Below are 13729 nucleotides of genomic sequence, written 5' to 3' on the forward strand. Positions count from 1 at the left end.
CCCAGGTTGCCCTCTGATCCTTCAAGACTTGGGATCCTGAGTGGGCAGGAGATGGGCAATAATGCGCTCAATCGTCTCAGATTGGCGACGAGCTGTATCGGCTTGCTGTTGACATATTGCCTTTAACTCTCCCAGCCAAGTGCTCTGCTCCTGGGATATCAGCACCTGTTGTTGAACAACAGCTTTCAAATGGGTTAGGTCATCCTTGACGAAGCTGACGGTCTCGGCCAGGGTCAACACAGCCCCAACCAGGCGATCCAGCCGGAAGTCAATTTGGTCGAACCGGTCTTTGCTCTGCATTTTCCTTACATTGGTTAGTAGAGGTTATCGGTAGGCGCTGAAGGGAAGTCACTTCACCAAGAAAAAGCCCCAAGCCGAACAGTCAGCCCGCTCAAGCTTGTGTCTTTATTGTTACCCATACGTACAGATACAGCACTAGCTATTTAGTGCGACTTCCCCTATCTGCTGTTACGATCATGCCCTGCCCTGCGGACGTAACTCACCCTTCAGGTGCAATGTATACTATTTTGCAGAGCTTGGAGAAAAACCACAGGGAACGAGATCACAGCCACGGAAGACTTGAAGGGATAGCATAAACTACTGCCAAGGGCAGGGATCCCTGATAAGACCTGCAGCTTGCTGACACGGCTGGCGTATGCTGGAGAATAAAGATTTCTTTACACTTTACCGGAGCGGACTGTGACAGCTCTTTCGACGGCCCCAACCTTGCCCCAAACCAAGACGGTGGCGGTGGAAATGCAGGGGGTGTGGAAGCGCTTTGGGCAGCAGGTTGCCGTTCAAGATTTGAGCCTGCAGATCCCCCAGGGGGAAGTGTTTGCCCTGTTGGGGCCCAACGGCGCCGGCAAATCCACCACCATCCGCATGCTTACTAGCCTTACCCGACCCAGCCAGGGATCCATCCAGGTGGGGGGCTACGATGTGGTGCGGGATCCCGTGTCGGTGCGGCGGCAGATTGGGGTAGTGTTGCAGCCCATCACCCTAGAGGCAGAGCTGACCGTTTGGGAAAGCCTGGAGTTTCATGCCCGCATGCACCACATTTCCAACCCAGAGCGGCAACGGCGCATCGATGAATGGCTGGAGTATGTGCGGCTGGCGGATCGCCGGCAAGACAAAGTGAAAACCCTCTCAGGGGGAATGAAACGACGCTTGCAGGTGGCCAGGGCGTTACTGCATCGCCCCCAGATTTTGTTTTTGGACGAGCCCACCGTCGGGTTGGATCCCCAGGCGCGGCGGCTGTTGTGGGAGATCTTGCGGGATCTCAATCGGCAGGGCATGACCTTGCTGATTACCACCCACTACATGGAGGAGGCAGAAGAGCTGTGCGACCGCATCGGCATCATGGATGGGGGAAGGTTGATCGAGTTGGGCAGCACCGAGCAATTGCGGGCCAAGTATGGAGAGGCCCTGCTGGTGCGATCCTGTCCTGGCCGGGAGGTGGAGTACACCTTTTTCCCCAGCTTGGCGGAAGCTCAGCGGCAGTTGGAAGCTGAACCTGACAAAACCGGCCTCATGGTGCGCCCGGCCAACTTAGAAGACATTTTTGTGCGTTTGACAGGCCGCCGCTTGGATTAACGGGCCCTCACCCCTGGCCCCTCTCCCAACGTGAAGAGGGGAGAGTTATTTGGGGGTTAAGGTTTTTCCTCTCCCCATCCCTCCTTCGGAGCGGGGGGCTCAAACTTGTAGCCAACTCCACGCACAGTGCGGATCAACTCCGGTTGGCTGGTATCAGTCTCTAGTTTCTTGCGAATTTGGCCAATGTGGACATCGACCACCCGTTCATCTCCCTCGTGGTTAAAATCCCACACCTCTTGAATCAGCTCAGCCCGTCGCCAAACCCGCCCCGGATGTCGAGCCATAGCATAGAGCAAATCGAACTCCAGTGCTGTTAAGTTGATCAGGCGCTGCTCGCGGATGACTGCTCGGGTTTCCGGGTCGATTACCAAAGAGGCAAAGGTCAAGACCGGTGCGCTGGCAACTTCGGTCTTCATGCGTTGCCGCCGCAGAATGGCTTGCACTCGCGCCTGTAACTCCGGCAGGCTGAAGGGCTTGGTCAGGTAATCATCTGCCCCCAACTGGAATCCGTGCAACTTATCAGCAGGGCTGACGCGGCTGGTCAACATCAACACGTACACGCCGGTCTCTTTTTGCATTTGCTGGCAGAGATCGTAGCCGCTCACATCCGGCAAGTTCAGATCCAAAATTACCAAGGCCGGCTGAAAAGCGCGCAACTGCTGTAAGCCCTCGGCCCCCGTCATCGCCACCTCAACCGAATACCCCTGCCGCTGCAAGTACCGCTGCAGTAGAGCACAAATGCTGGGATCATCATCGATGATGAGGATGCGTGACATGGCAGCTTGGCACTCTCGAAGTCAGCAGGAGACAAGGTTGCAGGGCGTTGGGGTGTGGGGATCCCTTCGGCAGTCCATAGGCAACCATCACATAGAAGCAATAGGCCCTCAGCTCGCCAGGTGGGAGGGGAAAAAGAGCCTTATCAACAGGGCAGGCTTGACCCCAACCTCGGCTGGAAAGGGCAACAAACGCAGGTGATTCATGAGTTATTGAACACCTAAATCTTATTTCAAGTCTTTACGTGTGGGGTCGCGCGGGGAGTTTATCCTTGCCGAGGCCGCCCTCCTGTGCGTAAATCAACGGAGGCTTATCCAAGAATCTTGGGCATTATCTTACTGAGTTGCCTGAATGGCAGAGGAAATCCGTCAAGCAGATCCTTGCACCTGGAGTTAATCTGGAAGCCGTGGCGCTTCCGTTCCTGTCTCGAGGTCTGGCCTTAGTGTGGGCGGTTTATCCTGGAGGCCTATGTACACCAATCCCGATGAAGTCTTCCGCAAAGATGTCTGGTTGGCCCTCTTCACGTGGGGGATCCTGGAGCTGGCTTGTTTCGTGATTATCCCATTCACCGGAGCCTACGCATTCTCGCAAGTGGCGGCTTGGCTGTGGCCCTCTTTGGTTTTGGGGCCGGTGGGGGCGGTGGTGGTGGCTTTTTGTTCTAAAGTGGTGCTGGCTGCCAACAACATCCCGGATCCCAGGAGAAAACAAGCCCAGCGGCAAGTGGCTCAGGTGGTCAGTCTTTTTGGCTTTCTGGGCTTGGCATTGCCCCTCCTTCTGGCAGGATGGGTATTTGGCCGAGAGATTTTGACGACCGACTGGCAGAATAAGTTCACCAACACCAATAAGTAGAAGCTAATCTCCGACGCCCTTGCCCTCTGGGGTCGCGTCGCCCCGTCAGCGTTGCGGTTCCTCTGCACAGGCCTAGCAAGAGCGCTGCGGAACACGATACATTGGGATGCAATCACGTCAGCGTTGCGCAGCAGTCGTGCTCTGGCTTTCGTAAATCCCCGGTTTTGACGGGGATCCCATCTTCTCTGCGGATTCTTGCCTGCAGCATTGCGGGAAGGTATTTCGGATGGCTAACTACCCGATGCGAGGCCGTTCTTCTCCTGCTTCTGGCGGTTTTCCCTTGGGCACCTTGGTGGTGGTGAGTGTCTCGGTTGGGGCTCTGGCCGCCTTGGCTTGGCAGTTGTGGCAGCTCGTCGCCCCCATGTTGGCCCCCCCTGCCCCGCCTCAATTTCCGCAGGCGGTGCGCTTGGATCCCTTGCCCAGCCCGGCAAGTTTTCCCTCTCCCTTGCCTGGCCCTGCTGCAGGCACTGTTGACCCTGAGGGATTTCCCCCCGGCAGCCGTGGGCGGGTGATCGAGCCCATTGGCCTGGCCATCCGCAGCCAGCCCTCTGTTGATGGAGCCTACCAAGGGGGAATTGTAGTGGGGGAAACGGTGACGGTGTTGGAGTACAGCGCCGATGGCCGTTGGCAGCGGGTGCGGCGGGAGCTGAACGGACAAGAGGGCTGGGTGCGCGCCGGCAATTTGGGCCCTGTGGATGGTGTTTCAGCCTCAACTTCTCCAGCTCCCACGGTTGAACCCAACCCTGAATCAACTCCTTTGCCGACTCGACCCCCCACGGCAGCAGTGGTTTCCCCAGGTGAGCGGGGACGGGTGATCGAGCCCATTGGCCTGGCGCTGCGGGCCACTCCAGAGCGGGAGGGAACCTACATTGGTGGTGTGCCCATGAACGAGGTGGTGACGGTGCTGGGCCTCAGCGAAGATGGTCGTTGGCAGCGCATTCGCCGTCAGAATGGGCAGGAAGGTTGGGTGCGGGCGGGGAATCTGGCGCAGGAGTAGCCCTTGCCATAGGCATAGCCCTACAGATGCCCTGGTGGGGGATTGTAACACCAGGGAAGCCTGTGTTTCGCTAGAGCAGTGCCGTTTGCGTCATCGGGACCGAGTCCTTGGCAGGGGAACTGGTGAAACACACTCCATTTCGGCTTGGTGCTTCAACAAGGGATCCCTGGGGCAAGGGGTTAGCTTTACCCTTTCTGGCCCTTGGGTTGGCCTTCTCTCTAGGCGCCTGCCGACCGGCTTCTAACGCTGGAGCGGAAAAGGTCAGGCAGGAAGCACCCCTAGCCCAAGCAAAGGCAGAGATGGGTACTCTGGAGTTTTGGGCCAACGGCGAGGACTTCATTCGGGAGGGGTTTGTCTCCAAAGACGGCTGGGAACTGAGCTTTGAGCACGTGTACGTGACGCTGGCGGACATAACCGCCTACCAAACCGATCCGCCCTTTGATCCGGAAGGAAATGCAGATTTGCTGGCACGGGCATTGGTCAGCCTCTCCGGCCCCATCACGGTTGATTTGATCACGGCTCCCCCGGCGGAGCGGGCCTTACTGGGATCCCTAGAGGCACCCCCTGGCCACTACAACGCCCTGGGGTGGCGGCTGGTGCCAGCACTGGAGGGGCCGGCAAAGGGCTATTCCCTCTGGATCGAAGGCCAAGCCCGACCGACAAAGGAAGGGGCTGGGGAGATGCCGTTTGTGCTCAAGTTCAGCCCTGAGGTGGCCTTCACCTGCGGAGAGTATGTGGGGGAGGAGCGCAAAGGCTTTGTGCGCGTCGGCCAGGTGGCAGATCTGGAGGTCACCTTCCATTTCGACCACCTGTTTGGAGATGGAAGCTTGCCCCCCAACGACAGCCTCAATCAAGCAGCTCTGGGGTTTGCCCCTTTGGTGAAGTTGGATCCTGTCTCCCTGGAGCAGCGGCTGGCCGCGTCAGCGGCGCGGAGCACTGGGGGGGGATCCGACCTTCTGGAAGTGGACTGGGGGGATCTGCAGGAGGGATCCCCTGCGGCTAAGGCCGTATTGGAGATCCTGCACCACTTGGGCCATGTGGGGGAAGGCCACTGCCGCGCTGCCTCTGGCCCTGCCCAGACAGAGTCTTCGCCCTGAAGTCTTGGCTTTTCTAAGACCGGTCGCCTGCAGAGCGTAGAGATTGTCGTCTGTCCTCAGCTAACCAATGAACCGAGTCTGGCCAAAACTTTGGATCCCTTCCTGCCGACTGAGCCTGATTGCGGCGTCGCGTCAGCGATGCGGAGCACGGTTGAGCTTGCTGGCTTTCGGCCTGCTCCTGTCTGCTCCCGCTTGGGGCCACGGGGTGGAGGCCTCTTGGCGGGCAGTTCCCGCTTTTGAGATCCAGGCCCGCTACGATTCTGGCGAACCGATGCGTTCTGCGCAGGTAACGGTATTTGCGCCAACGGATCCCACTACCCCTTGGCAGGAGGGACAGACGGATGCGCGGGGACGATTTCTGCTGCAGCCGGATCCCAACCTGACGGGCCTCTGGCAGGTGCGGATTCGCCAGGCGGGGCATGGGGTGTTGGTCAACGTGCCGGTGGGTGAGGAGTTCCCTCAGACAGAAGGGATCCCCAGCGCTTCCCCACCCTTTGGGCCTTTGCAGCGGGGGGTTATGGCCGCCTGTGTCATTTGGGGCTGTCTGGGCACAGCTCTGTTCTTCTCCAGGCCCCGTCAATCTGGTTACGCAGCGGTGGAGAGCCCACCGGTTTCGGGATCTCCAGGGTCAGGAATCTCAGGCTCCCAGGCTGGCTCCTCTGCTCTGGAGTAGGGCTGACCATGCACATCAGCGATGGCATTTTGCCAGCACCGCTTTGGCTAGGGGGTTATGGCATCACCGTCCTGATCACCAGCTACAGCTTGCGGCTTCTCCGTCGCGCCGGCGTTGCCGAGCAATGTCCTTGGTGGGAACGGGATCCCCGCCATCAGTTGCCCAAAGCGGCTTTGCTCACGGCTGTCTTTTTTGTGGCCTCTTCGATTCACCTGCCCTTTCCCCCGGCCAGCCTGCATCTGGTGCTGAACGGGTTGATGGGTCTGATGTTGGGGGCTTTGGCCTATCCGGCGATTGTAGTGGGCTTGTTTTTTCAGGCGGTGGCCTTTGGCCATGGGGGCCTGACCACATTGGGCATCAACGCCGCCATTATGGGGATCCCGGCGCTCCTGGCCGGTGGGATTTTTCGGGCAGGCCGTCGGGTGATGGGGGCCGGAGTGTCTGCCTTCTTGGCGGGAGCGGTTGGGGTGGGTCTAGCAGTGCTGTTGTTTTACGGGGTGGTCATGGCTGCTGTGGTTGACGCTGGCAGCGGGATCCTCTCCACAGAAGCCGGTCGCCTGGCTCTTGGGAGCTTGGTGGTGGCCCACATCCCCCTGATGGTGGTGGAGGGGTTGTTCGCCAGTTGGGTGGTGCTGTTTTTGCAGCGGGTACAACCGGCGCTGCTGGGAGAGTATGGCAAGAGATGAAGCCGGCTCAGGGATCCCTTGCTGCTGGCGCGGTCAACAATCCCATCCTCACCCCTCCAAACCCCTTTCCTGGCTGCACCGGTGGCAACCTCTGCCCAAGGTGCTGGGCCTGATGGCGCTGATGGCGGCTTTCGCCTCGGTGAGGTGCCTGGCCCTCTTGCCGCTCATCTGGGCGCTGGTGGCTGGACTGTGGAGCCTGTCGGGATTGCCTTGGAGCCTCGGGCTGAGGCGGCTGGCAGCCCCAGGGCTGTTGGTGGCAGGGTTGATGGGGATCCTACCCTTCTGGGCGGGGGAAACCATCCTGTGGCGCTGGGGATCCCTGGCTTTGCGCTGGGAGGGGCTGGAGATGGCGCTCCGCATGGGGGGGAGGGGGCTGGCCCTGTTCGCTCTCACCATGCTGCTGCTGGAGACCACTCCCACGTCGGAACTGTTGGCAGCGTTGCGGCAACTGGGGATCCCAGATCTGCTTTTGGAACTGGCCTGGCTCACCCAGCGCTATCTGCAAGAGATGGCTGCTCAGTGGGAGCAGATGCAACGGGCAGCCCGGTTGAGGGGTTGGCGACCGCGGGGATCCCTGTGGCGTCCTGGGCCGTCTCTAAGACAAGATCTGCCCTTTCTGGCCGCTTCGGTGGGCACCCTGTTGGTTCGCAGCTACGAGCGCTCGCAGAGGGTTTATCAGGCTTTGCGCCTGCGGGGCTATGGACAAGCGCCTCTGTTTCCGACGGCGGCTGGCGGGGATCCCTACAGTTGGGCGGCCACCGCGTTGGCCGTGGCTACGGCTCTATTGCTCCGCAACGCTGATGCGGCCCTCAACTAGAATAGATAAGCCTCTGGCAAGCTGCCCCCTTTTTGATGCTCAGTCCATGAATGGGTTAGAAGCGACCGTCTCCAGTTTCCCATCCGTTTCAGCGGTGCAGCGTACAAAGGCGTCGGTTGCCGTTTTACACCTGGGCTGCGAGAAAAACCGGGTGGACACCGAGCACATGCTGGGCCTGCTGGCCCAAGCGGGCTACCGGGTGGATGGGGACGAAGAGAGCGCTAACTATGTGATTGTCAACACCTGTAGCTTCATCGAGGCAGCGCGACGGGAGTCGGTCAGCACCCTGATGGAGTTGGCAGTACAGGGCAAGAAAATCGTTATTGCCGGCTGCTTGGCGCAACACTTCCAAGAGGAGCTGCTGCAGGAGATCCCAGAGGCCGTGGCCTTGGTAGGTACCGGCGACTACCACCAGATCGTCCAGGTGATCGAGCGGGTGGAGCGGGGAGAGCGGGTCAATGCCGTTACTTCCAGCTTGGATTACATTGCCGACGAGACCGTACCTCGCTATCGCACCACCCATGCGCCTGTGGCCTACTTACGGGTAGCCGAGGGCTGTAACTACCGCTGCTCCTTCTGCATCATTCCCCACTTGCGGGGCAACCAACGCTCCCGCTCCATCGAGTCGATCCTACGGGAAGCAGAACAACTGGCCGAAGAGGGGGTGCAGGAGCTGATTTTAATTTCCCAGATCACCACCCACTACGGGATCGATCTCTACGGGGAGCCGCGGCTGGCAGATCTCATTCGCGCCCTGGGCAAGATCCCCATCCCCTGGATCCGCATGCTCTACGCCTACCCCACCGGCATCACGCCTGCAGTGGTGGAGGCCATCCAAGAAACTCCCAATTTCTTGCCTTACCTGGATTTGCCCCTACAGCACAGCCATCCTGAGATCCTCAAGGCCATGAATCGCCCCTGGCAAGGGCAGGTCAACGACCGGGTGATCGAGCGGCTGCGCCAGGCGTTGCCCAATGCCGTGCTGCGCACCAGCTTTATCGTCGGCTTTCCTGGGGAGACGGAGGAGCACTTCCAGCATCTACTAGACTTTGTCCAGCGCCATCAGTTTGACCATGTGGGGGTGTTTACCTTTTCTCCCGAAGAGGGCACCCCTGCCTACCACCTCCCCCATCAGGTTCCAGAGGCTGTCAAACAAGAGCGCCGCGCCCGTCTAATGCAACTGCAGCAAGGCATTGCCTTCCGCCGCAACCGCGAGCAGGTGGGCCGAGTGGTACCTGTACTTTTGGAGCAGGAAAACCCCAGAACCGGCGAGTGGATTGGCCGCTCCCCTCGCTTTGCCCCCGAAGTGGACGGGGTGGTGTACGTGCGTGGGGAGGGCTCTCTGGGATCCCTGGTGCCGGTGCAGATCACCCACGCCGAGCCCTATGATCTCTTCGGTCGGGTGGTGGCAGCGCCGGAGGGTTTTAGCTGGAGCGGGCGGTAGCGGTGCAAAGCACTTTGGTAGGATCTTCATCCACGGGAGAGGAGCTGGGAATGACTACCCTTGGCGGCAGCGGGACCAAGTCTTTAGATGAGCTGAAACAGGCGGCAGCCCGGGCTGCAGTTCAAAAGGTGCAGTCGGGAATGGTGGTGGGGCTGGGCACGGGATCCACAGCCGCCTTTGCTGTCAGCGCCCTAGCAGAGCGGATGCAAAGCGAGGGTCTGCAGATCCTCGGTGTGCCCACCTCCGAGCGCACGGCTGAACAGGCCCGCTCCCTGGGGATCCCGCTGGCTACCCTAGAAGAGCAGCCGCGCCTGGATCTGGCCATCGATGGGGCCGACGAGATTGAAGTGGGATCCCTGAACCTGATCAAAGGGGCAGGAGGGGCCCTGTTGCGGGAAAAATTGGTGGAGGCCAGCGCTGCCGAGCTGATCATCATCGCCGATGCCTCTAAAAAAGTCCCGCAGTTGGGCATTCGCTTCCCGGTGCCGGTAGAGGTGGTGCGCTTTGGCTGGAAAACCACCTTGGCGCGGGTAGAGGCTCTGGGGTGCACAGCCACCTTACGGCGGAATGCCAACGGGGATCCCTACCTGACGGATGAGCAGCACTACATCCTCGATTGCCAATTCGGCCCTATGGCGGATCCCGCTAAGATTGCCGATCAACTCAAGGGGACGGTGGGGGTTGTGGAGCATGGCCTGTTCATCGGTATGGCCAAAGAGGCAATCATCGCCCTCCCGACTGGGATCGAAACGCTGCAACCCAGCTGACAACTTCCTATACCCAGTCGTGTATTGGCGTTGCCCAGGAACTGGGTTTACAGCTTTTTCCGACTTCATGGGAGTTCCGTAGCCAAGCGGGAGCCTTCCCACGCAAGAGATTGATTGACACTGGCTGTGGTAAACAACGCTGAAAAAAGCTGTACAGCTATCCCCAACTCCCCTCTCCCCCTGGGAGAGGGGCTGGGGGTGAGGGGGAGCGCTTGGGAAATGTCTCAATCGGGTCTGAAATGACCATAGACGAAGAGGCTGTAGGCGAATTGGAGTTTCTGCCCGATGCTGACCTTACGAACTGTGGCTGACCTGCTGCAAACTCCCCTGCAGGGGGATCCCCATTTGTTGGGTCTTCCCGTCCAAGCCATTTGCACCGACAGCCGCCAACTCCAGCCAGGCTCAGTCTTCGTGGCGCTGCGGGGGGAACGGTTTGATGGACACGACTTCATTCCGCAAGCTTTGGCCGGAGGGGCCATTGCCGTCATCAGCCAGCGTCCGGTGGCCGGGCCCCATTTTCAAGTCTCAGATACCCTAGCTGCCTACCAGCGCATCGCCAGAGGCTGGCGGGAGCAGTTTCCCCCCCCCATACTGGCCATCACGGGCTCAGCAGGCAAAACCACCACCAAGGAAATGTTGGCGGCTGCCCTATCCCGCTACGGCACAGTTCTCAAAACTGAAGCCAACCACAACAACGACATCGGGGTTGCTCAAACACTGCTCCAGATGCAACCGGAGCATCAGTTTGTGGTTCTGGAAATGGCCATGCGAGGCCCCGGAGAAATTCGCCGCCTGGCTCAGATGGCTCAGCCCACCCACGCCTTGATCACCCATATCGGCACCGCCCACATCGGCAGACTGGGATCCCGCGCGGCCATTGCTGCTGCCAAGTGCGAGCTGCTGCAGGAGCTAGGGCAGGGGGTGGCTCTGCTGAATGGAGAAGATCCCTTGCTGTTGTCTACCGCCGCCAGCCTGTGGTCGGGACAAACCCTTACCTATGGTCTGGATCGGGGGGACTTACGGGGAGAATGGGATCCCCAAGCCCAAACGGTAACTGTGGAGGGCCTAACGCTGCCGGTGCCCTTGCCGGGAAGACACCATGCCCTCAACTGGATGGGAGTGCTGGCTGCTCTGTGCAGCTTGGGGCTGGATTGGGAGCGGCTCCGAGAACCCATTGCTTTGCCTACCTCTCTGGAGGGGCGCAACCGCCATCTCAAGCTGGCAGGAGATGTGGAAATCTGGGACGAAACCTACAACGCCTCGCCGGAAGCGATGATCGCGGCTCTGCACCTATTGGCTCAAACCCCGGGGAAACGGCGCTGGGCCATTCTCGGCCCGATGCGGGAGTTGGGAGAGCATGCGCCTCAGCTCTATGCAGAGGTGGGTCGGGCGGCTGCCCCTCTGGGGCTGGATCGGATCTTGCTCTTGGATCCGGAAGGGGAGATGCAACCGCTGCTCGACCAAAAACCGGCAGCCCAGGCAGAACGCTGCGAGGAGGTATCCGAACTGCTGGAAGTCTTGCTGCATCAGGTACAAGCCGGGGATCGGCTGCTGTTCAAGGCAGCGCGAGCTGTTGAGCTGGATCGGGTGCTGCGCCGCTTTTTGCAGGAGTGGCAGGCATAGGCTAAACTGAGGGATATATCGATGGAAAGCCCGCGTCCCTCGGTTGAGAGGAGATCAATCCAAGCCGAGCTCATTCCTCGTCGATAACTGCCCTTTTTCCGTACGGCATGTACTACCACAATCCCTCTCTGCGCGAAGAGCCCCGCGATCAGCCGCCAACGGTGGTGCCCTCTCCTAGCAGCCTCTCCATTCTTGACTGGTTGCGCAAAGAGGGCCGGTTGATCGAGCAGCCCATTGAGGTCCCTGAGATGATTTTGGAAGAAGACATCGACGATATCGACGATTTGATCGGGGACGACTACGACGAAGACTTCGAGCCGGAAGAAGAGTAAGCACAACTGCCAGGATTATTACGAGCTCGTTAACTCATTTATCCCTTTGCTCGGCACCGTGAGGGTGTTATTTTTTGTGCTGCCGCTGGATAGACAGCTCGAGCAAACAAAACAGTACAGTCGTTTCAGGTTAGAGTGAGACGCCTGAGCTACCAAGAAAAGTCTTCCAGCCCCGCGCATTCAACGCTTCAGGTGTGGGTGCAGCGTTTTAGTTTGAATCAGAATGACTATAGATGCAGACAAACGTAACTGATCCCTCAGCCTCAAGGGATCCTTTTTCAGCCTGTTTTGGATTGCTCACCACCACCCTGCGATGATTGTTGCAAATCTAACCTTAGTGGAAGATACCCCCGCAGCCTTTGTAAGAAAGCATCTTGGGGCAGTAGAAACATCTTTTTCGGGGACTTTTTTCGATTTCTCACTTACCATGCAGTGCCCGGCAAAGTTCTCTCTACCTCTTTGGAAGCTGGGGAAGTGGTTACGGTCGAAGGATCTCCTGTGGAAATCTCTTTGGCTGATGGTGTCAAGGTCAACGATGCTAATGTGTGACAGCCGACATTGAAGCTTCCAACGGTGTCATCCACGTGATCGACAAGGTGATCTTGCCTCCACAAGGGTGACCTACCAACGCCATGGATTCTAGGCCCTTCAGGGTCTAGCCCTCTGGCAGCCCCTGCTCTGGTGGCGGGGGTTTTGTATTGGGATCCCCAGCTATTCCGTTCTTTGGGCAAGGGATCCCCAATTTCATAGGTCGATGCCAACGCTGGAAGCGTAGATTGCCTCCACCGATACAGCGGACACCCGTTGAGGACGCACGATCATGTACTCATTGTCCATTTGCTTGGGCAAGGTGATGAACTCTTCGCCGCCCACCATGAGGTTGTTGATCAGCTCGGTGTATTCTCTGGCTTCTTTGACCCGTACCTGCATGGTTTGTCCACCTTCCAGCATGATGTGGACAAGATATCCGTCAGGTTTTCTGGCCATGGATGCTCCTGCTGGGTGAACCGAAGGGTATTCCTACGAACATTATTCCCCCTTTCGAGACCCCTAACCAACCCCTGACTCTTCCGTGAAATCTGGAATTGAGCTGCGCCAAACCGAATTCCAAGCCGTAGCATAGTGAAAGTGAAATGTGCCCATTTTAATCTTCCTCGCGCTCCATGCCCCATTTGCCTGATGTTTCTGCCGCCCACCGTGAGCTGGAGTGGAACGGAGTTCCTTCCACGCCGACAAACGACGCCCAACCCCTAAGCCGCCCTACTGTGAAGGATCCCATCACCGCCCGTTCCGACATCATCGCCGTCGGGGGAGCAGAGGACAAGGAAAATGAGCGCCACATCCTTTGGGAATTCTTCCGCCGAGCGGGGGGAAAGTCTGCCCACATCACCATCGTGCCCGCGGCTTCTGGGATCCCGGCGGTGCTGGGGGAGATCTACGCCAACATTTTTCAGCAGATGGGGGCAGCCAGCCTCCAAGTTCTGGATATCCGCAGCCCGATGGAGGCGAGGGATCCCGATAACGTCGAGAAAATTCGCTTCTCCACCGGCATCTACTTCACGGGTGGGGATCAGGAGCGGCTGGCAGAGGTGCTGGCCCACAGCGAGCTGATGGAGGCCATTCGACAGCAGTGGCAGCGGGGGCAGACGGTAATTGCCGGAACCAGCGCCGGAGCTTCTGCGTTGGGGCAGCAGATGATCTCCCGCGGCTACAGCGGAGAACCGCCCACGCCGGCAATTGTAACGGTGAAGACAGGCCTGGGCCTTTTGCCTCGCGTCATCATCGATCAACATTTCCATCAGCGCAATCGCCTGGTGCGGCTGGTCACGGCGGTGGCCCACTATCCCCAATGTTTGGGTATCGGCATTGATGAGAATACGGCGGTGGTGATCCAGGCCAACGATGTGATGGAGGTGATCGGCTTGGGGACGGTGACGATTGTGGACGGGACGCAACTGTACTCGACCGTTCAGGAGGCGGCGGCGGATGAGTATTTTCGGCTGCACAATGCCCGCATTCACTTTTTGCCGCCGGGATCCCGATTCGATCTCAACACCTTGTCTCCACTCTGACTGCT

At 59.1% G+C, this 13729-nt stretch carries 15 protein-coding genes and 1 pseudogene; 13 read left to right on the forward strand and 3 right to left on the reverse strand.

Annotation, left to right across the window (positions count from 1 at the left end):
* Nucleotides 1–21: 21 nt before the first annotated feature.
* Entirely contained in the window at nt 22–300 is a 279-nt protein-coding gene (locus tag NW805_RS06655; RefSeq protein WP_414422042.1) for a hypothetical protein, read from the reverse strand.
* A gap of 444 nt (nt 301–744) precedes the next feature.
* Between NW805_RS06655 and NW805_RS06660 the strand changes: the two genes are divergently transcribed.
* Entirely contained in the window at nt 745–1593 is an 849-nt protein-coding gene (locus NW805_RS06660; protein WP_414389980.1) for an ABC transporter ATP-binding protein, read from the forward strand.
* Nucleotides 1594–1649: 56 nt separating this feature from the next.
* Here NW805_RS06660 and NW805_RS06665 read toward each other — a convergent pair whose 3' ends face one another.
* A complete protein-coding gene (locus tag NW805_RS06665; RefSeq protein WP_011433617.1) occupies nt 1650–2369 on the reverse strand; it encodes a response regulator transcription factor in 720 nt (239 codons plus the stop codon).
* Between the two features lie 466 nt (nt 2370–2835).
* On the opposite strand from NW805_RS06665, the gene NW805_RS06670 reads away from it, so the two are divergent.
* The 11 genes and pseudogenes from NW805_RS06670 to NW805_RS06720 all read left to right on the forward strand — a co-directional run bounded on the left by NW805_RS06670 (nt 2836) and on the right by NW805_RS06720 (nt 12272).
* Nucleotides 2836–3216, forward strand: a complete 381-nt coding sequence (locus tag NW805_RS06670) for a hypothetical protein (protein ID WP_011433618.1) — start codon at nt 2836–2838, stop codon at nt 3214–3216.
* A 226-nt stretch (nt 3217–3442) separates the two neighbouring features.
* Nucleotides 3443–4213, forward strand: a complete 771-nt coding sequence (locus NW805_RS06675; RefSeq protein ID WP_414422043.1) for an SH3 domain-containing protein — start codon at nt 3443–3445, stop codon at nt 4211–4213.
* Between the two features lie 299 nt (nt 4214–4512).
* A complete protein-coding gene (locus NW805_RS06680) occupies nt 4513–5310 on the forward strand; it encodes a hypothetical protein (RefSeq protein ID WP_414342415.1) in 798 nt (265 codons plus the stop codon).
* 151 nt (nt 5311–5461) lie between these two features.
* Complete coding sequence (locus tag NW805_RS06685) at nt 5462–5983, forward strand: hypothetical protein (RefSeq protein ID WP_414342416.1); 522 nt, start codon at nt 5462–5464, stop codon at nt 5981–5983.
* A gap of 8 nt (nt 5984–5991) precedes the next feature.
* Nucleotides 5992–6669, forward strand: coding sequence for a cobalt transporter CbiM (gene cbiM, locus NW805_RS06690; RefSeq protein WP_414422044.1), 678 nt, complete (start codon nt 5992–5994; stop codon nt 6667–6669).
* Nucleotides 6656–7486 (forward strand): cobalt ECF transporter T component CbiQ, encoded by an 831-nt coding sequence (cbiQ, locus tag NW805_RS06695; protein WP_414422045.1) that lies wholly within the window; start codon nt 6656–6658, stop codon nt 7484–7486. Before cbiM ends, cbiQ begins: the two co-directional genes overlap by 14 nt.
* 46 nt (nt 7487–7532) lie before the next feature.
* On the forward strand, nt 7533–8930 hold the full coding sequence (gene rimO / locus NW805_RS06700) for a 30S ribosomal protein S12 methylthiotransferase RimO (protein WP_414422046.1): 1398 nt from the start codon (nt 7533–7535) through the stop codon (nt 8928–8930).
* A gap of 50 nt (nt 8931–8980) precedes the next feature.
* Nucleotides 8981–9697: a ribose 5-phosphate isomerase A gene (rpiA, locus tag NW805_RS06705; RefSeq protein WP_414422047.1), complete on the forward strand. Its 717-nt coding sequence runs from the start codon at nt 8981–8983 to the stop codon at nt 9695–9697.
* A 285-nt stretch (nt 9698–9982) separates the two neighbouring features.
* A complete protein-coding gene (locus tag NW805_RS06710; RefSeq protein WP_414422048.1) occupies nt 9983–11320 on the forward strand; it encodes a UDP-N-acetylmuramoyl-tripeptide--D-alanyl-D-alanine ligase in 1338 nt (445 codons plus the stop codon).
* Nucleotides 11321–11427: 107 nt separating this feature from the next.
* Complete coding sequence (locus NW805_RS06715) at nt 11428–11652, forward strand: DUF3134 family protein (RefSeq protein WP_011433626.1); 225 nt, start codon at nt 11428–11430, stop codon at nt 11650–11652.
* Between the two features lie 288 nt (nt 11653–11940).
* Nucleotides 11941–12272, forward strand: a pseudogene (locus NW805_RS06720) (fasciclin domain-containing protein).
* Nucleotides 12273–12396: 124 nt separating this feature from the next.
* On the opposite strand, the gene NW805_RS06725 reads toward NW805_RS06720, so the two are convergent.
* A complete protein-coding gene (locus NW805_RS06725; RefSeq protein WP_414357385.1) occupies nt 12397–12639 on the reverse strand; it encodes a hypothetical protein in 243 nt (80 codons plus the stop codon).
* 176 nt (nt 12640–12815) lie between these two features.
* Here NW805_RS06725 and NW805_RS06730 point away from each other — a divergent pair, with 176 nt between their 5' ends.
* Entirely contained in the window at nt 12816–13724 is a 909-nt protein-coding gene (locus tag NW805_RS06730) for a cyanophycinase (RefSeq protein ID WP_414357386.1), read from the forward strand.
* Nucleotides 13725–13729 lie beyond the last annotated feature (5 nt).

It is taken from the genome of Synechococcus sp. W60.1 (assembly GCF_047461575.1).
Taxonomy (GTDB): domain Bacteria; phylum Cyanobacteriota; class Cyanobacteriia; order Thermostichales; family Thermostichaceae; genus Thermostichus.

Bases quoted from the DNA above. Each gene is read 5' to 3' on its own strand.
- cbiQ (WP_414422045.1), top strand. From the start codon at position 6,656: ATGGCAAGAGATGAAGCCGGCTCAGGGATCCCTTGCTGCTGGCGCGGT.
- rimO (WP_414422046.1), top strand. From the start codon at position 7,533: ATGAATGGGTTAGAAGCGACCGTCTCCAGTTTCCCATCCGTTTCAGCG.
- NW805_RS06730 (WP_414357386.1), top strand. From the start codon at position 12,816: ATGCCCCATTTGCCTGATGTTTCTGCCGCCCACCGTGAGCTGGAGTGG.
- NW805_RS06715 (WP_011433626.1), top strand. From the start codon at position 11,428: ATGTACTACCACAATCCCTCTCTGCGCGAAGAGCCCCGCGATCAGCCG.
- NW805_RS06665 (WP_011433617.1), bottom strand. From the start codon at position 2,369: ATGTCACGCATCCTCATCATCGATGATGATCCCAGCATTTGTGCTCTA.
- rpiA (WP_414422047.1), top strand. From the start codon at position 8,981: ATGACTACCCTTGGCGGCAGCGGGACCAAGTCTTTAGATGAGCTGAAA.
- NW805_RS06675 (WP_414422043.1), top strand. From the start codon at position 3,443: ATGGCTAACTACCCGATGCGAGGCCGTTCTTCTCCTGCTTCTGGCGGT.
- NW805_RS06710 (WP_414422048.1), top strand. From the start codon at position 9,983: ATGCTGACCTTACGAACTGTGGCTGACCTGCTGCAAACTCCCCTGCAG.
- NW805_RS06670 (WP_011433618.1), top strand. From the start codon at position 2,836: ATGTACACCAATCCCGATGAAGTCTTCCGCAAAGATGTCTGGTTGGCC.
- cbiM (WP_414422044.1), top strand. From the start codon at position 5,992: ATGCACATCAGCGATGGCATTTTGCCAGCACCGCTTTGGCTAGGGGGT.
- NW805_RS06725 (WP_414357385.1), bottom strand. From the start codon at position 12,639: ATGGCCAGAAAACCTGACGGATATCTTGTCCACATCATGCTGGAAGGT.
- NW805_RS06680 (WP_414342415.1), top strand. From the start codon at position 4,513: ATGGGTACTCTGGAGTTTTGGGCCAACGGCGAGGACTTCATTCGGGAG.
- NW805_RS06655 (WP_414422042.1), bottom strand. From the start codon at position 300: ATGCAGAGCAAAGACCGGTTCGACCAAATTGACTTCCGGCTGGATCGC.